This is a genomic window from Treponema sp. R80B11-R83G3 (genome assembly GCF_054786115.1).
Genome location: NZ_BDHF01000016.1, coordinates 1 through 22,003, shown reverse-complemented (window position 1 = coordinate 22,003; position 22,003 = coordinate 1). Strand labels below are relative to the sequence as shown.

General features: G+C 43.4%; 17 protein-coding genes. 5 read left to right on the top strand and 12 right to left on the bottom strand.

The genetic code is table 11. The features are described from left to right. Positions 1 to 84 precede the first annotated feature (84 nt). From ACYVRH_RS04160 to ACYVRH_RS04145, 4 genes are all read left to right on the top strand, one after another. Positions 85 to 1,368 (top strand): hypothetical protein, encoded by a 1,284-nt coding sequence (locus ACYVRH_RS04160; protein ID WP_461255666.1) that lies wholly within the window; start codon positions 85 to 87, stop codon positions 1,366 to 1,368. 303 nt (positions 1,369 to 1,671) lie between these two features. After that, positions 1,672 to 3,087: a leucine-rich repeat domain-containing protein gene (locus ACYVRH_RS04155; RefSeq protein WP_461255665.1), complete on the top strand. Its 1,416-nt coding sequence runs from the start codon at positions 1,672 to 1,674 to the stop codon at positions 3,085 to 3,087. A gap of 91 nt (positions 3,088 to 3,178) precedes the next feature. After that, complete coding sequence (locus ACYVRH_RS04150) at positions 3,179 to 4,099, top strand: bacterial Ig-like domain-containing protein (RefSeq protein WP_461255664.1); 921 nt, start codon at positions 3,179 to 3,181, stop codon at positions 4,097 to 4,099. Positions 4,100 to 4,212: 113 nt separating this feature from the next. Further along, positions 4,213 to 4,695, top strand: a complete 483-nt coding sequence (locus tag ACYVRH_RS04145; protein ID WP_461255663.1) for a pyridoxamine 5'-phosphate oxidase family protein — start codon at positions 4,213 to 4,215, stop codon at positions 4,693 to 4,695. A 137-nt stretch (positions 4,696 to 4,832) separates the two neighbouring features. Here ACYVRH_RS04145 and ACYVRH_RS04140 read toward each other — a convergent pair whose 3' ends face one another. From ACYVRH_RS04140 to grpE, 10 genes are all read right to left on the bottom strand, one after another. Next, positions 4,833 to 5,195 (bottom strand): hypothetical protein, encoded by a 363-nt coding sequence (locus tag ACYVRH_RS04140; RefSeq protein ID WP_461255662.1) that lies wholly within the window; start codon positions 5,193 to 5,195, stop codon positions 4,833 to 4,835. Positions 5,196 to 5,247: 52 nt separating this feature from the next. Further along, positions 5,248 to 6,432, bottom strand: a complete 1,185-nt coding sequence (locus ACYVRH_RS04135; RefSeq protein ID WP_461255661.1) for a caspase family protein — start codon at positions 6,430 to 6,432, stop codon at positions 5,248 to 5,250. Positions 6,433 to 6,471: 39 nt separating this feature from the next. Beyond that, a complete protein-coding gene (locus ACYVRH_RS04130; protein ID WP_461255660.1) occupies positions 6,472 to 7,926 on the bottom strand; it encodes a C1 family peptidase in 1,455 nt (484 codons plus the stop codon). Positions 7,927 to 7,929: 3 nt separating this feature from the next. Next, positions 7,930 to 10,335 carry a DUF4384 domain-containing protein gene (locus tag ACYVRH_RS04125; RefSeq protein WP_461255659.1) on the bottom strand — a complete coding sequence of 802 codons (2,406 nt, stop codon included), beginning with the start codon at positions 10,333 to 10,335 and terminating at the stop codon, positions 7,930 to 7,932. A gap of 4 nt (positions 10,336 to 10,339) precedes the next feature. Beyond that, on the bottom strand, positions 10,340 to 10,999 hold the full coding sequence (locus ACYVRH_RS04120; protein ID WP_461255658.1) for a hypothetical protein: 660 nt from the start codon (positions 10,997 to 10,999) through the stop codon (positions 10,340 to 10,342). A gap of 93 nt (positions 11,000 to 11,092) precedes the next feature. Then, on the bottom strand, positions 11,093 to 11,779 hold the full coding sequence (locus tag ACYVRH_RS04115; RefSeq protein ID WP_461255657.1) for a leucine-rich repeat protein: 687 nt from the start codon (positions 11,777 to 11,779) through the stop codon (positions 11,093 to 11,095). Continuing rightward, positions 11,776 to 12,543, bottom strand: a complete 768-nt coding sequence (locus ACYVRH_RS04110; protein WP_461255656.1) for a sigma-70 RNA polymerase sigma factor region 4 domain-containing protein — start codon at positions 12,541 to 12,543, stop codon at positions 11,776 to 11,778. Before ACYVRH_RS04110 ends, ACYVRH_RS04115 begins: the two co-directional genes overlap by 4 nt. 56 nt (positions 12,544 to 12,599) lie before the next feature. Beyond that, on the bottom strand, positions 12,600 to 13,724 hold the full coding sequence (dnaJ, locus tag ACYVRH_RS04105) for a molecular chaperone DnaJ (RefSeq protein ID WP_461255655.1): 1,125 nt from the start codon (positions 13,722 to 13,724) through the stop codon (positions 12,600 to 12,602). Positions 13,725 to 13,727: 3 nt separating this feature from the next. Then, positions 13,728 to 15,683: a molecular chaperone DnaK gene (gene dnaK, locus ACYVRH_RS04100; RefSeq protein WP_461255654.1), complete on the bottom strand. Its 1,956-nt coding sequence runs from the start codon at positions 15,681 to 15,683 to the stop codon at positions 13,728 to 13,730. A gap of 47 nt (positions 15,684 to 15,730) precedes the next feature. After that, positions 15,731 to 16,375 carry a nucleotide exchange factor GrpE gene (gene grpE / locus ACYVRH_RS04095; protein ID WP_461255653.1) on the bottom strand — a complete coding sequence of 215 codons (645 nt, stop codon included), beginning with the start codon at positions 16,373 to 16,375 and terminating at the stop codon, positions 15,731 to 15,733. A gap of 150 nt (positions 16,376 to 16,525) precedes the next feature. On the opposite strand from grpE, the gene ACYVRH_RS04090 reads away from it, so the two are divergent. Continuing rightward, positions 16,526 to 18,610: a methyl-accepting chemotaxis protein gene (locus ACYVRH_RS04090; protein ID WP_461255652.1), complete on the top strand. Its 2,085-nt coding sequence runs from the start codon at positions 16,526 to 16,528 to the stop codon at positions 18,608 to 18,610. 393 nt (positions 18,611 to 19,003) lie between these two features. On the opposite strand, the gene ACYVRH_RS04085 is transcribed toward ACYVRH_RS04090, so the two are convergent. Continuing rightward, complete coding sequence (locus ACYVRH_RS04085) at positions 19,004 to 19,339, bottom strand: DUF4469 domain-containing protein (RefSeq protein WP_461255651.1); 336 nt, start codon at positions 19,337 to 19,339, stop codon at positions 19,004 to 19,006. A gap of 364 nt (positions 19,340 to 19,703) precedes the next feature. Then, positions 19,704 to 21,875, bottom strand: a complete 2,172-nt coding sequence (locus tag ACYVRH_RS04080) for an SUMF1/EgtB/PvdO family nonheme iron enzyme (protein ID WP_461255650.1) — start codon at positions 21,873 to 21,875, stop codon at positions 19,704 to 19,706. Positions 21,876 to 22,003: the final 128 nt, after the last annotated feature.

Below are 22,003 nucleotides of genomic sequence, written 5' to 3'. Positions count from 1 at the left end.
GGATACATTTTCATGTATTTTTTTGTGTTTTCACAAAAGAAATTCAGGAAATTGCCAAAATTAGAATATAATAAGGAGTTTTCTATGAAAAACACAAACAAACTTTTCGGATTTATCGCTATCGTGGCGGTAATTGGGTTTTCTGCACTGTCTTTGATAGGGTGCGAAAAGGTGGAGGATGTCTCTGATCTGTCGGGAACAATCACTATCAGCCCGTCTACAAGCGTTACAACAGGAACGGAACTAACCGCAACCTATAGCGGGACAGAAACGGTAACCTTCCAGTGGAAAAAAGACGGAAGCAATGTCGGAACAGCTTCAACAACGACCCCTAACAAATATACGCCGACAGCTGCGGGAAGCTACACCGTAACCGTAAGCGCGGACGGCTTCAACCCAAAGACCAGCGCCGCCGTTACCGTAACCGTTCCAACCGGTCCAACATGGACAAACGTAGCAAACAGCCCATTTGCCAGCACAGATTACATCTACTCAATCGTCTATGGTAACAATAAATTTGTCGCTGGAACCATGGGCGGCAAATTAGCGTATTCATCTGATGGCGTAACATGGCAAGTAGTAACGAATAGCCCATTGGAAGGAATCAGTAAAATCGCCTTTGGCGGAGGTAAATTTGTCGCAGGCGGTAAGGGCAAATTAGCGTATTCATCAGATGGCACAACATGGGCAGCCGTTGATGTTAGTGATGAAAATAAATTCGGCACAATTAGCAGCATCAAAGTCTTCTATTGCAATGATACATTTATCGCCGTGGGAAGCAGTAACCAATGGGCGACATCAACTGACGGCGTAACATGGGATTTTAGTTTGAGCGCACCAAGCGGCGTGGCCGTCAGCGCAATTGCCTATGGTAATGACACGCTTGTCGCGGGGGGCGGTTATTTCGCTGGCGAGAGTGAAGCTAATAAAGGTAAAAAAATAGCGTATTCATCAGATAACGGCGAAACATGGACACGCGTAGATGTTGGCAGCATATTCCTCACAGATTCCAATAACATCCTCTCAATCATCTTTGGTAACGGTAAGTTTGTTGCGACGATGATGTCTGGCAAAATGGCGACATCAACAGACGGCATAACATGGACAGCCGTAACAAACTATCCATTAAGTACACTAACTTCACCCCTGGCATCAATCATCTATGACAACAACAAGTTTATTACCATAGGAATGGCCATCGCAGGAGGCGGCATAAACGTTAAATTTGCGACTTCAACGGACCTCACAACATGGACAACCACAGATATTCCAGATATTACAGGTCAGTTCGCAAATATCGCCTATGGCGGCGGAAAGCTTGTTGCTGGGAGCTATGATGGCAAAATAGCGTATTTTTCGTATCAATAAAGTAAAAAACCAACGGTGTCAATCACAACTTGATTGTGATTGATACCGTTTTTATGAGATACGGTAATTATTTAAAAATGAGTTAAAAGTGAGGAAATGGAAAAGGGAAGTAAGGAGGTGGGGAAAGGAGTTTTATGTCCGAGGGTATGCCTAGGGCATAACGTGACAACGACCTTTCCCTCTTCCCTTTTCCTTATTTATTACTCCGTTGGAGTAAAAACTGCCTAAAGGCAAGTAATTATTCGTAATTTTCTGTCAATGGGCGGAAAATTACAGCGGACTAAAGTCCGAAGGAATTTTTCTATGAAGAAAAACATAATTTTAGTAGTAGCGCTTCTTGCGCTTATGGTGTTCAGTGTCTTTGCTCAGGATGCTGAAAGTGATTTTAAAGTAACAAAATTGGAAAACGCGATAAGTATTACCAAATATTTAGGGAGTAAATCGACAGTAAATATTCCGTCAAAAATACAAAACCTTCCAGTTACTGAAATTGGAGCAGAGAGTTTTTCTGGAAGGGACATTACCAGCGTAATCATACCCAATAGCGTTACCAGTATTGGGGAGAGAGCTTTTTACCGTTGCCAAAGCCTTACCAGCGTAACAATACCCAACAGCGTTAAAAGCATTGGGCAACGCGCTTTTCTCGAGTGCGGCCTTACCGGCATAATAATACCGGACAGCGTTACTAGTATTGATAAAAGTACTTTTTCCCTTTGTAAAAGCCTTACCAGCATAACCATACCCAGCAGCATTACAAGTATAGGGGAGCAAGCATTTAACTCCTGTTCTAGCCTTACTAGCGTAACATTTAGCGGCACTATTCCTTCGGCAGAATTTCATGCTGACGCATTCAGATTAATGGGCGATATACGCGCCAAGTTTTACGCGACAGACAACGAAAAAGGAACACCGGGAACCTATACAACAGAAGGGCCTCTGAGCACCAAAAGAGCATGGACAAAACAAGTGGGAACAACAACTCCAGCTACAGTTCAACCAGCCACAGCCCAACCGACAGTAACACCTGCCCAGACAGGCGATCCTGAAAGCGATTTTAGGGTATCAAAATCAGTAACAAAAACAGGAAACACGATAACAATTACCGGATATGTAGGTAATAAATCAACTGTAATTATTCCATCAAGTATACAAAACCTTCCGGTTACCGAAATTGGAGGGGGTGCGTTTTTTCAGAAGACCGGTATTACCAGCGTAACAATACCCAACAGCGTTACCACCATTGAGAGAACCGCTTTTTCCTCATGCGCTAAACTTACCAGCATAACAATACCAGATAGCGTTACCTATATTGGGATGCAAGCTTTTTTTGAATGTACCAGTCTTACCAACGTAACAATACCCAACAGCGTTACCATCCTTGGACAAGGTGTTTTTATGGGCTGTACTAGCCTTACAAGCGTAACTATAGGGAACGGCGTTACCACTATTGATGCGGGTACTTTTAGCCGTTGCACCAGCCTTACCAGCGTAACTATAGGGAGCGGCGTTACAAACATTAGAGCTAACGCTTTTGACGGCTGTACTAACATTACCAGCGTAACATTTAATGGAACTATTCCTTCAGCCAATTTTATTGATAGAGCATTCGTAGATATTGGAGACTTACGCGCAAAATTCTACGCGACAGACAAAGCCAAAGGAACGCCTGGTACTTATACAAGGCCGGACGGCACAAGCACAACATGGACAAAGAAGTAAAGGGATAAGTCCCCACCCGTTGGGTACGCTTCCCAAATCATCGTTGGAGTAAAAACTGCCCATAGAGGCAGGTGTTATAAAAGGAGTTTTTATGAAAAACACAATCAGAACGAATGTGGGGAGTTTTGCGACAGCAAAACTCCAAGCTAAAATGCGAAGCATTTTAGCAATTATCGCTACATTGGCGATAATCGGAACAATTTTGGCAGGATGCGCGTCAATGACAATTGTATCCGTGGACAGCGTAGATGGCCCCAAGCAGGTAGGTCAGTATAGAGATATTGACCCCAAGAGCATTACTCTCATGGCTACCTATAAGGACGGAAGTCAGAAGAAGGTAAATATAAACCCATCTGCAATTGTTTTTGACAACACCAAGGTTGGGCCTCAAAAGGTAACTATCAACGTAGCCTACAATAAAGCTGGAAGCTTCCAGACGGAAGTACTGGCGCTTCAATCAATATCCGGTCCAGGCCCGTCCGATAATCGGCTCGTGAGGCAATATATGGGCTTTGAAAAGTCGGAAATTAAGGTATACGGTAATTGGGATAAAATTGGAAAGATGGAGATTCCATTTTCTGTCGCGCCAAGAATACAACAAAGCGGAGGAGCCCCAATGGATCCGGACGCGCCGGAGCCAGATCGTTTTTATGTTCGTGACAATAACGATATTACCCTTACAGGTATTGATCTTGATAAATTAGGCACGCAGACCATTACAGTTGAGTACAAAGGCTTAAAGACCTCATTTGATATAACAATCGTTCCATTGGCCTCCCTCAAGATCCTTAAAGAGCCGTTAATGAAGGAATATAAAGTCGGACAAATAATGCTCGACATATATCTTATACCCATGGAAGTGGAAGGTTCATGGGATGGCTTACCCAATAAGAAACTTCCAGTCAGCACTAACTACATCCGTAATTACAATAAAGATAGAGAAGGCAAGCAGACCCTCAGTTACTCCATTTATGGCAAAAGCGCAACCTTTGATATAAACGTCAAAAAATAAGGTTGCCTCCTATGATTTAGTCAAGAGGAATTTTTTCCTCTTGACTGTCCCTCTCCTTATGCAGATATTGAAACAATAATCAATAAAATATAAAATTATTAAAGAACCCAAAAATGAGAAGAAAAGACAGAGAGATAATCAGTACAGATGAAAAGCTGGAAATTATCGCAAAATGCAAAGTTTGCAGAATAGGGCTATCTGAAAATAACTATCCGTATATTGTCCCGTTAAATTACGGTTTTTCTTATGAAAATGAAAAATTAACTTTATATTTTCATTGCGCTACAGAAGGGAAAAAAATTGACATAATTAAAAAAAATAATAACGCCTGTTTTGAAATTGACTGCGACACAAAATTAATCGAAGGGCAAAAGGCCTGTGATTACGGTTATGAATTTAAAAGCATAATTGGTTTTGGAAAAATATTTTTTCTGGATTCAAAAGATGAAAAAATAAACGGATTAAATTATCTAATGAAACATCAAACAGGAAAAGATATTAAATTCGATTATAACGAAACCGAATTAAACAACATAATAGTTTTCAAACTGTCAGTTGATGATTTCACAGGAAAACAAAAAGTAACAAAAAAATAAAATCTCTCTTTAAAATCTAATCATGAACCTCACGAAAAGCACCCAAACAACACCCCCCTCTTTCCCTCCTTTGTGATCTTTGTACCTTCGTGATCTTTGTGAGAAATCTTTGCGAAAAAGTTTGGAGCTGTCGCTCTTTATTCTCCTACTGCTAACAAAATTAAGGAAGCTAATAAAAGACCGCCAAGCACTGTTCCTAAAATTGTTCCGACTATTATACCGGCATCTGTTGCTCCACCACCGCCACCAGAATACTTTGTAAGTTTTAAATTTGTTTGCCCAAATTTAAGAGTACCAATACCTTGTGTAGGATAGTTCATTGGATTATTAATCGAAGATGTTTTACCAAAAAAACCATCGCTAGAGTTAAATAAAGGTAATGATAATTCTGAAGAAACTGACATTGTTTGATGATCTTTATCGGATTCCAAACTTTCCTCAGCAAAACAACACAAAGATGAAAAACACAATAGTAATAAAATAGCAACCGCTCTTTTCATATAATACCTCCATATTTATTCGGCTAAGCGTCTGCCGCCGTTTGATCACACACTACATTTTAGTGAATACTTCATAATAGTCACTAACATACCCATATTTATATTCACATTTCATTTTTACCGTAAATTGGTTAGGGTTGTTTTTATTTAGTTTCCCCTCTGCGCGAATATCGGTAAAATTCCTTGAAACACCGGAAATATATAACACAATATCAATATAAATGATATTTCCATTCTCCCTGATTTTGTATGTGCCTTTTCCAGAACCGCTTTTAATGTCATTGGTATGATAATACCAAAGCCCGAGCGGTACTTTTTTTGTCATTATATTTGTATCGTACCGTCCTACTGTGACTGTACCATCCGGCCAAAAGGACAGGTTACAGGTTAATGTTTCATCATTAGATTTCATTGAAGAACTCCATGAACCAACAAGCGGGTTGTAGGGCTGCGGTGGAGGCGTACTGTTAGGCCGTGTTCCATCAATAGAGGCAATTCCGTGGAATGAGGTGGTTATAACGGGAACCTGCATTTCATTAGTTTTTTGGCGAACACCTTCCCCCGTTTTTCGGAATAATTCATTTATATCAAGTCCGCGTGTTTTGATATGCCTCAGTAATTGACCTGTAAACCGTCCGTTCCGCTCATTGGGAGCATCGTCTGATGTTTTGCCTGGTTCAGCCGCATAAACAATAATAGTTCCGGCTGCATAGTGTTGTTCAATAACAAGTCCACGGAGGCTGCTCTTCCATGGGTGGTCCCTGCATGAGTCCAATATTAAAACATTAAGAGCATTGTTTGCCTCTTTTAATGAATCCAGCACATACTCCAATGATAATGCCTTGTCAGGTAACATACCTCTGTCGGGCGTATAAGCATTTACCGGAATAAGATAGTCTTGACTATTGTTTTGCCCGCCATGACCGGAAAAATAAAAAACGCCGAAAGCGTCTTTAGACGAAGCGAGCCTTCTTTGTAGAGTTATAACCGCATTTTTCATTTGGTCTAAGTTGACATCAAGCAAATAAATAACATTATATCCCATGCTTGCAAGGGCTTCTCTCATGTCTTCCGCGTCATTTATTGGATTTTTCAACTTACCCCAATAAGAATAATTCGCGTTCCCTATAACCAGCGCATATTTGTTTGATGTGGTAAATTCTAAGTCTCCGCCTTGTTGGGCGGCAATATTCCAACAAAAGGCTACAAATAAAAGAAGAAATAATGTCTTTTTCATAATAATCTCCTCTTTTTATAAACATTTCAGATTATACCATTACCTTGCTCTGTGGTCAATTGCCAAAAGTAAAACAAATACAGCTTTTGGATTTTTAGATTTGGCTGAAAAGCGCATTTCGCCGGATGCATATTGAGCTTCTTTAACAGGAATAAAATTTGACCCGACAGCCGTCACAACCCGCGCAGGGAATGTGCCGCTTGCCCTTTCGAACCGTCTCCTGATATTGTTAATATCTAACGCTTCTTTCGCGTAAAGGACGACAAGATAATCTGTTCCAACGCGTTCATCAAGTTTAATCCATGTATACTCATCCGGAAAAGCTACCGCGTTTCCTTTGTAATTCAGCACAGGAGAAATCCCTTCCGGTGGAAAAATATGCGTTGTTACATTACTGCCCGAATCTCCCCCAAAAGCGTATACCCATGCTTCTTTTCCATTATTTAGAATGTACTGGAATTCAGTTCCTGAGGGATAACTGTTGATTGTTTGATAATATTCTCCATTAAACCGTACCGGCATACTCTGATTTGAATTGTACAATTGAATATGTACCGAACCTGAAAACTCTAAAATTTCATAATTCGCCATATTCTCTATCATCTCATAGGCTTCAACCGCAAATTTGTTGAATACGGTATAGGGTATCCAAATAAAACCTGCTTTTCCCCAATTTGTACCCCAACTATTTAAAATTTCAAAAGCCCCTTCATGCTCGTTGTCATCGTAACCGACAACACAAACTGCATGTCCACCCTCATTGTTTAAGATATTGTTGATAGTATTGGAATCTTCAGTGGGCCTCCAAACATCCTTATATAATGCATTCTCAAAAGACTTAGGGTATTTCATGGCAATCACTACCGGTTTCCCTTCAGAGATGGCTTTTTTTACCCTTGTTGTTCGGATAGAGTCACCTTCCTTCAATTTTCGTCTGGAATCATATAATTTGGCATAACTAGCAATAGGGTAACGACGATACCCTGAATACATTGACAACTTTATTTGAGATATTTCCAAATTAAATTCATTTTTTATTGTTCTAACCGCTCCTTCACGTTTTAAAAATTCCATGGCATGCTTAATTGGAATACCTTCTTTTCCTAAAGGGTTCGGATTATTATAATTGTGCATTTCCGGATCTTTAAAATCATAAATAAAAACGCTTTTATACAAATGATATGGAGAAAATACATTCTGTGTTATTAATAATCTTTCCAATTTGTTAAGCGTCTTAGACTCCGCTATTGTTCTTGCGGCGTATGCGCTTGCCCATGCGGTACACGTCCCGCCCTTTTGTAAATTTGCGTATGGCGCATATTGTTTTAATGAATATGACGACGGACTATCATAAGCTCTCGACAGTTGTACTGCTTTTTGCGGAATACTTTCATATAGATCATCATCAATGACAGCCCCTGACGGAAAAGGCTGTGCAAATAGTGATAGACTAGTACAACCAATAGCTAAAAACAGAATGATTTTTTTATTCATAATTTACCCCCCGCCAAAATAACTTCTAATTTCTTTCTCTATAAGCGCATAAGGTATTATAATAGGTTTTGTTGTTATTGTAATCGTCACTAGTTCAGTTACCAAATACAACCCCGCGATACCGCATACATGGAAGCTGCCTTGCTGTTCATTACCGATAAACACTCCGCCCTTGTCTTCAATTTCACGCCGAATTGTTTGTATTGCTTGCGAGATATTCACAGGTTTGGTAAAAGAGAAATTGTATCCGTTCTCTCCCCTTAGGCTTGTACCGGTATTTGAGTCGCTTTTGTAGCTGTTTAAGTTATAACTTGCAAATTGTATCATATCCGGTCTGTCTCGTGGAATTCTATAACTGCCACGGGTATTGCCTATAATAAAAACCCCGCTAGTCTCCCCGCCTTGAAAAAAACCACCTTGTTTTATCGCGTTTTCACGTAACCCTTGATACGTCTCCGTCATATTTTGCGGTCTCTTATATTCAAATTCCTCATCAGGTTTTAATACGCAGATATTGAAACGCGCTTCTCCCTTTATAGCGCTAAACTCTAAATCACCGCCTCTGTTGCCGGTTATCGCATTTCTAAGACTTTCTTCCGTTATTACTCTCCACGGTGTGATATATTCCCGTTCAATGTTTTCATATTGCTCCATTGAGGCAACAATTAAAATAGTCTCCACCCCATAAGGTTCATACAGGTAATATGATGCCGTTTCAAAAACAGATCGCCACTCATTTGCCTTCAGTTTATTATCCCTGTCTATGCTGTTTGGATATATCATTTTCATTTGATCATTTACTATATGATAAATTTTTATATACGAGTTCTTGTCAGTTCTTATGTTCATTTCCAACGAATCGCGGTGAAGGTATGTTCCGGATTCCGAGTTAAATTCAGCATTTATTTTTATGCCTTCTTCTGTTGCAATCTTTTTGATAATTTTATCCCTTTCCGGCAGGACCGCTATATTTTCCGGTTCAATTGAGATGCCCATGCGCTCCAGTTCCGCTACAGCCAGAAAAAAACTTTGTGAACCGTCGCCGTTTCCAGACGGTGTTGCCAGTTGAAGGATAACAGAGACAAGATCATTGCGTTTAGTGAAAAATCCGTTAAGTATATTCTTTGTTTCAGCAGTTTCACCTGTAACGATCCTATATTTTTTATCATGGTTGTTTATAGCGTAATGCCTGATTCTTTCGTCAAGATAACGAGACAGTCCTGATGGTATATCGGTTCCAGTCATGAAAAACGGCCCTATTTTAGTTTCTGCGGCAACTTGTAAATTCTCAGCTAAAATATCAACCGCTTTCTTAATGCCCGCTTCCATTTCCTGCGCCGTCCGGTATACTGCATTCAACGGTTTTACTTCAAGCGAAAATCCACCGCTCGCGTTTTTGGCTATGCCTCCGGTTATTTCAGAGAAAAGTACCTCTATTGCCACAGTGTATGTTCCCGGTTTTAAATTACGAACCGGCAGATTATATGGGTCATCGCTTGATGTCTTGAATTGGAATTTAATATCATCGCTTCCGCCAATCAGTCTTGCCTGACAAGTCAGAAAGCCTGTAGACGGCATTATTGATGATCGTAATTTTATTGGCGTATATAAACTTTCATTTTCCAAAATGCTTCTGCCGGGTATTTGTTCAATGCTTACGCTGTTTGCCAATTCGTTAATTTTTATCATTACATATTCATATAAACCCGTTATTCCATTTTGATTTTCATAGAATGCCGTTATCCGGTGTAAAGAATTTTGTTCAAGCGCCTTTGCGACCATAACATAACTTTCTAAAGCAGTTGCTATTGTTTCCCCGTGTGTAAGCAGATTTACATAACGTTCTGATAAATTTTTTGCGAAGTTATTAATTTCGTCTTCCACTTTTTGTTTTGAAATTTTGCAAACGACATAGCCAATATATTCTTCTTTTTTTTCAATTGTAAGCCAGACTTCACATGAATATCGGACAATAGTAACTTCTGATAATACTTTTTGGGCGTACCTTGTAATTTCATCTTCCCGATTCACAAAAACTTCAAAAGTATTCCTTGTGTTACCGTTTATTTTACTTCTTGCATTGCCTTTTATTTCAATCAACTCGCCGCAGTATTGAAGAATTTGTAAGTCAGCATTCTTTTTTGCGCCTTCGAATGATTTTGCTTTTGTATCACAAGGCTCAGAAATTCCTAAAAAATAAAAATCATTTCCGTTATCGTTTAAAGGAATAGTCTTATCTTTTTCAGAGAAATCAGACGGTTCCGTTCTAAGCAGAATTTTTCCCTCCTGCCTATTGGTATATTGTTCCTTTTTACCGCCAGCATGAGCCGTCACCGGAACCGTACAGAAATAAATTGCCATTATTAACAGGAGCGCCGAAGCGCCCCTGTATGCCGTGTTTGGCTTCATGATCTCAAAGCCCCAATTTACTGCTTAAGTCTGATTTAAAGAACTCAGCAGCCTTAAGAGTTTGCTCTCGTCTTGCCTCATCAATTTCTTGAGCTGCTTTCTGAGCATATTCCTCTGCCTTCATCTTCCCCCAATTATCAATGGTGTTTTTTACAATGGCTTTGTCTATGCTCATAAGTACGTAAACCTGGTAGGCTTCCCTGTTAGTACTGTCAATAAATACTTCTGTGAAGTATTCCTTGGCGGAAAGCGCCTGCACGGCAGATTGAGAAATCCTCTCATTAAGCTGTTGTGAAATTATTGCCGGTGACAAGGTATTCGCCGAGATTCCCGCAATCGCGGCATGAGCTCTCGCCTGATCAGCTATTACCACGCCATAGTATTGGCCCAGTTGATTTCTGCCATTAATTTCGGCATAAGCTCTGGCGCCATAATCTCCGGTTGCTGTAGCAAATTTACCGGAAGATCCTACGATAGCCATAGTTGTTTTTGTTTCTGCTGATCTCGGATTGTCAACCCATTTTGGCCGTTTTTTATTAGGTTCTGTTCGAATAGGCGTTGCCCGTTCAATCGCCGCTGTCCGTGGATTAATAGCACAGCCTGCAAATACCGTCGCTAAAATCACCGCCGCCAAAATCCCGCTTACTTTTGTTTTCGTTTTCATATTGCATCTCCTCCTGGTTTTTATTCCCGCTGCATACGCAGACGGTTTTTACCTCTTCGCAATAGAAGACTTTATGAGCAGGGAAATTTCAACCTATTTTTTCCAAATTTCGCTTGATACGTCAGATCGTGAATATGTTCCCGCAGACTTGCCATAACTTGTATATGCGTCGGCAAAATTGCCGGGGAACGCTTCATTATCTATCTCTACATTGGCTCCGATAGTAACGCTAATCAACGGATTGCCGGCAAAAGCGTTTTTCTCGATTATATTAATCCAAGCGGGAATAATCACATGGCTAAGTTCCTTGTTTACGAACATTCCTTCAGCTATGAAAGTAATACCGGCAGGTATGTTTATATCGGACTGTTGTTCTGTAAGGTTAGGTGGAGGCATAGAAGTAACTATTACTGTCATCTCTTTATTTGAAACGTGTTTTTTCAGATAGATTAGCGTTGGAATGATCGCGCACAGAAGAACTGCCGCAACTGCTATAAGTACCCTTCGGGATCGTTTATTGTAAATCCAGTCTCTTACCCTTATTCTTGATCTGCCTTGTACCTGAGTTGCGGCTTTTGTCAATGCAGCCAATTTTGGCATTTTTTCCCATGAATATTGTTCCCTAATTTTCTGATCTGTTTGAAGAATCGCCTCATAACGCGCGATGAACTCCGGGTCCGATTTTAACGCTTCTTGTATCATTTGCTTTTCTTCTGCCGAAGCTAGTCCCATCTGGTAAAACTCAAGCGTAATGTCTGAAATGTGGTTTGTTTCTTTCATAATAAATCCTCAATATCTTCGCTAAGTATTGACCGAATTTTCTTCTCGTTTTTTTTTCTGAATTTGATAAGGTGTTGTCTTACACCTTCTTCAGATATGTCTGCAATTAACGCTATTTGCTTATACTTACTCTTCATAATATATCTTCTATAACAACAATAACGTCTTTTATCATTTCTTTCACTCAGAATCAACTTTGTGAGCGCTTCAATTCTTTTATTATAATTGCTGTTGTCAATTCGTTCATCATAGGTAACATCTTCAAAGAGTGGCCGTTCTATTTTTATTTTAATGTTTATTTTATCAAGTATAGTAAAGCACTCATTTCTGGCAGAAATGATGAGAGCGCCAATGATTGTTTCTCTTAACTCGCCATTTTTTTTCCTTCGCCTGTCTTTCTTGCTGAATTTTGCAAAAACATTCTGTATTACATTTTCAATTATTTCATCTTGTTTGGAATAATCGACTTTAGAATTGAGGAATTTTTTACAACATCTGACAATTATGGGGATGTATATAAAATATATACCATCGAGAACATCAAGCCAGGGTATATTGATATTATCTCTGGCATAAATCCACAAAGCTTGACTAAACGTCGGGCCTAAAACCATGTTTCCGCCTTTTTTGTATTTCTTTTCATCCCACCATTCCTTGACTTCATTTTCATCTATAGGTAAAGACTCCTGTTGCTGTTGAATTTCAACCAAAGACGGTATTTTTTTTTGAGGTTCAGTGGTATCTGTTTTGCTAATTAAATTCATTTTAATTAATATTAGTAAAAAACAAAATTTTTTACAATATTAATAAGGAATAAGCCTTAAGTTTCCCCTAACTGTGAAAGCGGAATAGGTTTGGGGCTGTCATTCTGCCCTTCAATTTTAGCGAGTTCTTCAAGGAGTTCTTTGCCTCGGCGGGAAAGTTTTTCCGGTATTTGCACCATCAGTTTTATGTAAAGATTGCCTCTTTGCCCACCCATTGGAACACCCTCATCGCGGATACGGAGCATTTTTCCGTTTTGAATACCGGCGGGCACTTTCACTTTTATTGTCTTGTTATCAAGCGTTGTTACGTGAATTTCCGCGCCAAGAGCAGCCTGAGTTATAGAAATGGGAACGGCGCAGTAAAGGTCATAAGACTGACGTTCAAAATATTCGTGCGGTTTTATCCTGATAAAAACATATAAATCGCCCGCCGGTCCGCCATTGGGGCCGGCATCGCCCTGTTTGGGAATCACCACTCGCTTGCCGTTTTCTACGCCGGCGGGAATAGTAACCATGATTTTTTGACGCTTCTTCTGCGTCCCCGATCCGCCGCATTCATTACAAGGTTTGTCAATTATGTAGCCTTCGCCGCCGCAGTTGTGGCAGGTTGTAGCTACCGAAAAAATTCCCTGGCTATGCCTTACCTGTCCCGACCCTCGGCAAACGGGACAGGCTTTTTTGCCGCCGCCGTCTGCCGTGCCGGAACCTTTACAAACAGTACAAGCCTCGTTACGTGAATATTGAATCTCTACTTTTGTGCCAAAAACCGCGTCTTTAAACGGTATTTCAATATCGTAGCGAAGGTTCGCTCCCTGCCTTACGCCGCTTCCGCCGCTCCTGCGAAAGCCGCCGCCGCCAAAGAAATTTTCAAAAATACTGCCAAAGCCGCCTTCGCCAAAAAGGTCTTCAAAGCCCCGAAAATTACTCCAGTCGTGAGTTTGACCGCCGCCCATGCCCTCAACTCCGGCATGGCCAAACTGGTCATAGGCGGATTTTTTCTGGTCATCGCCAAGAACTTCGTAAGCTTCGGTGGCTTCTTTAAATTTTTCTTCAGCCTGTTTGTCGCCGGGATTTTTATCAGGGTGGTACTGAATAGCGAGTTTACGATACGCCTTTTTTATATCATCTTTAGAGGCGTTTTTCTGTATTCCAAGAACTTCGTAATAATCCCGCTTAGCCATTACTTAGTTCACAACCTCGTAATCTGCGTCTTCGGCACCCTTTGTATTATCGCCGCCCATAGGACCGCCGCCCTGCGTTCCGCCGCCTCCGCCCATGTTGGGATCAAAACCGCCGCCGGGGCCTGCGCCTTGACCGCCGCCCTGCTGTCCCGATGAACCTTGCTGTTTGTAAATTTCTTCGGCGATTTTATAAGACGCCTGTTTAAGCGCTTCGGTTTTATTTTTGATTGACTGAAGATCACTGCCTTCAAGAGCCTTGCGCAAATCGGCGATGGCTTCTTCAGTTTTTGATTTATCGGCGGCGCTTACTTTGTCGCCTAAGTCTTTGATGTTTTTTTCCGTGGCGTAAATCATCGAGTCGGCTTCGTTGCGCACTTCGGCTTTTTCGCGCTCTTTTTTATCTTCCTCGGCGTGGAGTTCCGCTTCTTTTACCATGCGGTCAATGTCCGAGTCGCTCAAGCCGCTTGAACTTTCGATGCGGATTTTTTGTTCTTTGCCGGTTCCCAAATCTTTCGCGCTGACGTGGACAATGCCGTTTGCGTCAATGTCGAAAGTTACTTCGATCTGCGGAATTCCGCGCGGGGCGGGAGGTATGCCTACAAGATCGAACCTGCCAAGCACGCGGTTCTGATTCGCCATTTCGCGCTCGCCCTGCAAGACTTGAATGGAGACGGCGGTTTGTCCGTCAGCGGCGGTGGAGAAGATTTGGCTTTTGCGTGTGGGAATTGTTGTGTTACGTGTAATGAGTTTTGTCATTACGCCGCCAAGCGTCTCGATGCCGAGTGAAAGGGGAGTAACGTCGAGTAACAGCACGTCTTTAACGTCGCCGCCGAGAATGCCGCCCTGAATAGCAGCTCCTACAGCGACAGCTTCATCGGGGTTCACGCCCTTGTTAGGCTCTTTTTTGAACAGGTCTTTGACAATCTGCTGGACTGCCGGAATACGGGTAGAACCGCCGACAAGGATAACTTCGTCAATTTGTTCGGCTTTAAGTCCCGCGTCCGCAAGCGCTTTTTTACAAGGTTCTTTTGAACGTTCAAGAAGATCTTCCACCATCTGTTCAAACTTTGCCCGTGTCAGCGATTTTTGCAGATGCTTTGGCCCGCTCTGGTCGGCTGTGATAAATGGCAGATTGATCTCGGTAGTCTGCATGGAAGATAACTCGATCTTTGCTTTTTCAGCCGATTCACGAAGACGCTGGAGAGCCATGCGGTCTTTGCCAAGGTCTATACCTGTGTCTTTTTTAAACTCAGCGATAAGCCATTCCATTACGCGGTGATCAAAATCATCGCCGCCCAAGTGAGTGTCGCCGTTAGTTGATTTTACCTCGAAAACGCCGTCCCCAAGTTCCAGAATGGAAATGTCGAACGTGCCGCCGCCAAGATCGTAAACGGCGATTACTTTGTCTTTTTTTGAGTCTTTGTTAAAACCAAACGCTAGAGAGGCAGCGGTCGGCTCATTGATAATGCGCTTAACGTCAAGCCCCGCGATTTTACCCGCGTCCTTTGTCGCCTGGCGCTGAGCGTCGTTAAAATAAGCCGGCACTGTAATTACCGCTTCGGTAACGGTTTCGCCCAAGTAGTCTTCGGCAGTCTTCTTCATTTTTTGAAGAATGAAGGCGGAAATTTCCTGCGGTGAATATTTTTTTCCGTCAATATCCACGCGCACATCATCGCCCTGTTCCGTTACGCGATACGGTACCAGTTTCATTTCGTTGGAGACTTCCGAAAAACGGCGCCCCATGAAACGTTTGATTGAATAGACGGTATTTTCCGGATTGGTGATCATCTGATTTTTCGCGGGCGCGCCTACGATACGCTCGCCCTTGCTTGTAAAGCCGACAATGGACGGGGTAGTGCGTCCGCCTTCGGAACTTTGAATAACTACCGGCTCTCCGCCTTCAAGAACTGCCACGCAAGAATTGGTGGTTCCCAAGTCAATCCCAATGATTTTTCCCATGATTTTATCTCCTTCTTTTTATAAATATTATAAATAATTATTACTTTTTATTCACTAGCCCCGGATGCCTCGGGCATTAAAACCTTAACCTTCGCCGCCCGAATCACCCTGTCTTTCAGAAGATAGCCCCTTATCAAATCCTCCTGAACCACGGCTTCGGTTACATTGGGGGATTTTTCCGCCATAAGGGCCTCGTGTTTATCTGGATCAAAAGGCTCCCCTGCGGAATTGAAACGTTTAAGCCCCCACTTGTTTTCAAGCTGGCTTGTCAGCCGCTTTTCGATCATTTTTACGCCTTCCATAAAAGCGTTTAAATCGGCAGATTGTTCCCCCGCTTGAATGGCGCGTTCAAAGTCGTCAATTACCGGAATTATGTCCAAAAGCAAGCTTTGGTTGGCGTATTCAATAGCGTTTTGCTTTTCCTGATTCATCCGCTTGCGGAAATTCTCAAAATCCGCCGCTTTTCGCAGTAGTTGGTCTCGAGTTTCCGCCAGTTGCGCTTCCAATTCGGCAATTTTTTCCTCCGGCGTAAGCGTTTTAACCGCCTCACCGGCAGATTCCGCGCCTTTTTCAGCGCTTTGCCTTGAAACATCCGTCTCCGCTTGATTCCCGGCGGAATTATCCGCCGAAGCCTCGTCAATTTGAGTATTTTTCTGTTCAGTTTTTTCCGAATGAGCGTCCTTTTTTAACATAAAACATCCCCATTTTCATTTGGATATAATATGGGAATATCCCCACCTTGTATTAAAGGTACAAAAAAAAAGGGTTTGGGTCAAGGAGAATCGTCTTATTTTATCATTGATTATTTGTTATAATATTGGGAACATCTAAGAGGAAGTTTTATGAAATTAAGTATCCGTGTACCATTGCTAATCATGGCAGTTGTATTGATAACAGCTGCCGCCATTATCGTTACAGTTGACTTGCTCGTTACCAAAAACATGGAAGAGTCTGTTCTTGCCGCGATGATCAGTAACGGAAGGTCAAATGCCGACTTGCTCCAGGTCAAACTGGATGCCCTGCTCAACCAACTCTGGGAAATCGCCAACCGCGCCAGAACCAGGACTATGAACTGGGAAGGAGTAGTCAAGGCAAATTTCGCGCCTGATGTGGATCGTATTAACAGTCTTGACATAGGGCTGGTATTTCCGGACGGTACGACCTACTATGTTAGGGATGACGCTTCCACCAACCTTGGCGACAGGGCTTATATCAAAGAAGCCTTTACCGGAAAAAACGTGATTTCGGATGTGCTTATCAGCCGCGCTACTGGCAAGCCGGTTGTGATGCTCGCCGCTCCGGTTTTCAGGGATGAATCCAAGGACGCTCCAGTTTTAGGCGTAGTGGTTGCCCGTAAAGACGGTCCTACCTTCCTTTCCGGTATGGTAAACGATATACGAACCGATTATAAAACCGGATATGGATTTTTAATAAATAGTGAAGGGACAATGATAGCCCACCCTGATGCTGAAATGGTAAACAAACAATTTAACCCTATTAAAGAAGCGGAAAAAGATCCTTCCCTAAAGCCATTTGCTGATGTGATATCGCAAATTATTAAAGATAAGACCGGCGACATAGAATACGTTTATGAAGGTAAAGCAATGGCCTGCGCTTTTATGCCTCTTCCGAAACAGCCGTGGATATTCGTTCAAAATGTAGAAAGAAGCGAAGTGCTTGCCCCGGTAGTCCACATTCGCAAAAATATGTTAACCATCGGTTTTATCTGCGCGGCGTTGGGCGTTATTGTCGCCATTATCGCCGGACGTTCTATTACCGGCCCTCTTACCCAAATGACCAAAATTGTAACGCATACCGGCAGCGGCGACTTAACTATGCGCGCCGATGTCAAATCAAAAGACGAGATTGGCGAATTAGCAAACGGCTTTAACGCTATGCTTGATAATATTAAGAATCTAATCACTACTATAAAAAAAGAATCCGAGCGCCTGTCGAATATAGGTGAAGCCCTTTCTAACAGTTCGGCAAGAACTACGTCTGCAGTCGAAAAAATTAACGACAACATTCAAACAATTCAAAAGCTGGCTGTCAACCAGTCGGCTTCTGTAACAGAGACAAACGCCACAATGGGGCAGATAAGCGGCAACATTGAAAAACTAAATGATCAAGTGGAACATCAAACAGAGAGCGTTTCCCGCTCGTCTTCCGCTGTCGAAGAAATGTTGGCTAATATACAGACTGTTACTAAAACTCTTTTTAAAAACGCCGACAAGGTGAAGGAGTTGACGGAAGCCTCCGGCGTAGGCCGTGGCGGATTGCAGACTGTTGTTTCGGACGTTCAGGAAATAGCCAAAGAATCTGAAGGTCTGTTGGAGATTAACGCTGTAATGGAAAACATCGCAAGCCAGACCAATCTTCTTTCTATGAACGCCGCTATTGAAGCCGCCCATGCCGGAGAAGCGGGCAAGGGTTTTGCCGTTGTAGCGGGAGAGATCCGCAAACTGGCAGAAGGCTCCAGCGCACAGTCAAAAACCATTGTCTCGGTACTTAAAAAAATTAAAAGCTCTATCGAAAAAATTTCCGGTTCCACCGGCAACGTACTGGAAAAATTTGAGGCTATTGAGGGCGGAATTAATACGGTATCCGGTCAGGAAGAAAATATTCGTGGAGCTATGGAAGAACAAGGCGCTGGAAGCAAGCAGATTTTGGAAGCTATCGGCCAACTCAATGAGATTACGCAGCAAGTCAAAAACAGTTCCGTAGAGATGCTTGAAGGCGCAAAGGAAATTATCGGCGAGGGCAAACATCTGGAAAAAGCCACCGGAGAAATTACAGGCGGGATGAACGAAATGGCGGCAAGCGCGGAGCAGATCAACGCCGCTGTGAATGATGTAAACAGTATCAGCGGGCAAAATAAGCAGATTATTGATAATCTTGTTGTGGCGGTATCGAAGTTTCATGTTTAGTGTAATCTGGCTGTAGATACAGTGCGTAATCACTACACTATGTATGCCTAAAGAATTTATTCAGTACAGTCAGGGCAGGCTGCCAGTGGCAAAAACTCTGGAGGATACCGCCTACGGAGCCTTCCGGCGACTAAATAGCGTAGTTTGAAAGCTTTATCTAGGGTTTGTCGCCGGACGTTTGTTCTCTGAATTTTCTTTGTTTTATTCCCAAGTCTCCTACGGCGCAGAATTCCAGAAGATGTTTTTGCCACCGGCAGCCTGCCCTGACTGTACTCAAGGAATTTATTCGGCATACATCTTCTAGCGGTCATAGGGATTTTATCACTGTTAATACTTATATATGGTAGCTAGGTCAGCCCCCTGCTCTAGCTTAGGTCAGGGGTCTGCGGTAGGTTATGGCTCCAATAGGGTAAAATTGGGTTTTATTACACGGATAGTTTTTAGGTACTTGTCTGATCCTGAGAATTGGGTGCGGATTTCAAGATGTACGACGGAGCTGGGGGTGTGGGGGATTATGCCGATTATTTTGGACGGGGTGTTTTCCGCCAGCTTGGTTACTTTTGTCAGGTTGCCGCCGTTTTCGTCCATTATGAAGACGCCGATGCCGGGGTCGTCTCCGGCTACTTTGATTTGTTCGGCTAGTTTGCGCAGTTTGTTCTGTGTGCGGAAGCGGAAGCTGATGGGGTGTATGGAAAAAGAAAAATGAAAAGAGAAAAATGAAAAAAGCAAGAAGGTTGCGTTTTCTTACAAAGTTGCGCTAATCTTTCTTGTCTTCCTTTTTTCCCTTTTCTTTTCTCTCTTTTCTTTCGTTAGGCTTCGCTGACGGTTCTTGCCAAGTACGTTCCTTCGACGTGCGGCAGATAGTTTGGGTAGAGTTTTACCCTGATACGGTGTAGGACTTCTTTTACATCGTTAATAATAGCCATGATTTTCTCCTTGACTGTTCTTTGTTATCTGCTCATACGAGCGGATTATTAAAAAGGTGATTATCACCTTTGCATTACTGCTACAGATAGTGCCGCCAATTTCTCAGCGACACTACCAAAAAGTGGTATCAGGTACAGTTGCGTTTACTGTTACAGTTACCTTTGCGCTACCAGGGGCGAATGAGGCGGAAACCGAGGTCGTTGACATGGGCGTACGGGTTGCGGTAGACCCGGTACGCGGAACGCAGGGCATCGGCCGAATCGATATAGCTCCCGCCGCGCATCACGCGGTAAGTCCCGTAATCCCCGGATGACGCACCCATTGGATCATTAGTTGGACTACTTGAATAATAACTATCGCTATACCAGTCCCAGCACCACTCCCACACATTCCCGTGCATGTCATACAGTCCCCACGCATTGGCGGGCTTTAATCCCACCTCATGTGTCTTTCTCCCGCTGTTACTGGTATACCACCCGGTATCATCGCTTATCGTATCCCCGGTGTTATATACGGTTGTTGTCCCCGCTCGGCACGCGCATTCCCACTGCGCCTCGGTCGGTAATCGGTATCCAGTGGAACCGGCTACTATCTCTACTGCGTTCCATGTCGCGTTACTGCTGGTGGGTACGCTCCCCCAGGCTGCCGGATCGGTACTGCCGCTAATGCTGTACGCGGGACTTAATCCGTCCATTGCGCTCAATTTATTGCAGAATACCAAAGCGTCATACCAGCTTACCATCTCCACCGGACGTTTACCTTGAGTTTCACCTGCTTGCGGGCTGGAGCTAAAACTGCTGGGGTTTGTCCCCATTACTAACTGGTACTGTTCCTGCGTTACCAGATACTTGCTAATAAAAAAAGCGCTCAGCGTTACCGAATGTTCCGGGGGGGAAATATCTGTTTGACCCATCGTAAAGCTTCTGGCGGGGATTGAGACCATGTAAATGCCGGAGGTGCTTATGCTATCTGTGAAATATATAGCCGCCGTCTTGGGCGAACCGCTGACGATATAGCTGTGGTAGGTATAGCCCGTTCTTGCGACCGTAACTGTCACAGTCCCGCTTGAAGTAAAGCCGCTGATAGTCAGGGTGTAGGGGTTTGAGCCGCTCAAGCCTTTGGTCAACCCCGGCACGCCGCTTACGGTGATGTGGTCTGCGGAAAGCCCTCTTATCTCTTTGTCAAAAGTCAAGGTCAAAGCCGTGGTGTTCTGCGTTGAAGAACCGTTGGCGCTTACGCTGATGAGGGTAACGGGGATGGTCGGTGGGGTAACCGGGCCGCTTGTTGGGTCAGGACGTGCCACCCGGAAGCCGTAGAAGGAGGTAGCAACGCGTAAGTCATCTAAGTATCCGGTAAATTTTGAGTACGGAATTTTTCCAGACCCGGATGTCGATGTGATAAATCTCGCTTCGTGGCTAGTACACCCGCCGCGTTTTACGCGCACAGATCCATGCGGCGGCCCGGCCGGGTCAATCTGCGCTTCGTCGCTCGGGTAGCCGCCACTCCAGTCCCAGCACCACTCCTCCACGTTCCCGCTCATGTCGTACAAACCTAATGCGTTGGGCGCCTTCTTCCCTACTTCATGATAATCTCTGATTCCAGTGTCGGAATAATAATTTGCGCTCCCGAGCTCGCTGTTGTCTTTATACCACGCCACATCGTCCGGCGTATTGCTCCCCGCGTAGGTGAAGTTCCCCGGCGTTCCGCTGCCCCCCTTTGCCGCGTATTCCCACTGCGCCCCGGTTGGCAGGCGGTAGCCCGTTGAATTGGCAACTATTTCTACCGCGTTCCATGTCGTATAGTTCGGATTGTCATTTATAAAGTCACTTTGTGTCGGCACTTTTCCCCATGTGTCAGGATCGGTACTGCCGTTAATGCGGTACGCGGGGGTTAACCCTTCCAATACGCTCAGCTTGTTGCAGAATATCAAAGTGTCATACCAATTAACATAGTATACCGGATAATTATCACCCCCGCCAAATGAGCCGTTAAAGTTCGGTAACGACCCCATTACATCCTGCCATTGTTTCTGCGTTAGCTCGTACTTGCCTATGTAAAAGCCGGTCAGCGTTGCCTCGAATCCTTCATATCCCCCGTCGGTTCCCAGTTCTTTGCCCATCTGGAAAGTCCCGCCTGGGATTCGCACCATGACAATGCCGGTTGGGCTGGTAATTTCCTTAACGCCACCGCCACCGCCGCTGCTGCCTCCGCCGCCTGAGTCGTCTCCACAGGCCGCTATCCCGAATACGATTACCGCCGCAAGTGCGATAGCGTACAGCCTTCGGCTGTACGTGCCGACTATCCGCAGGATAGTTTTCCAATTAAGTGCGTTTTTCATAATAAATACTCCTTTCTATTATTGATATATGAAAAAGCCTTACAATAAGGCGTTCTCCAAAGGATAGTGAGAATGTTGTGTTGAAAAAGTGATGTTTCTCTGTTTTTTTGGCTGCTAGAGAATGGGGG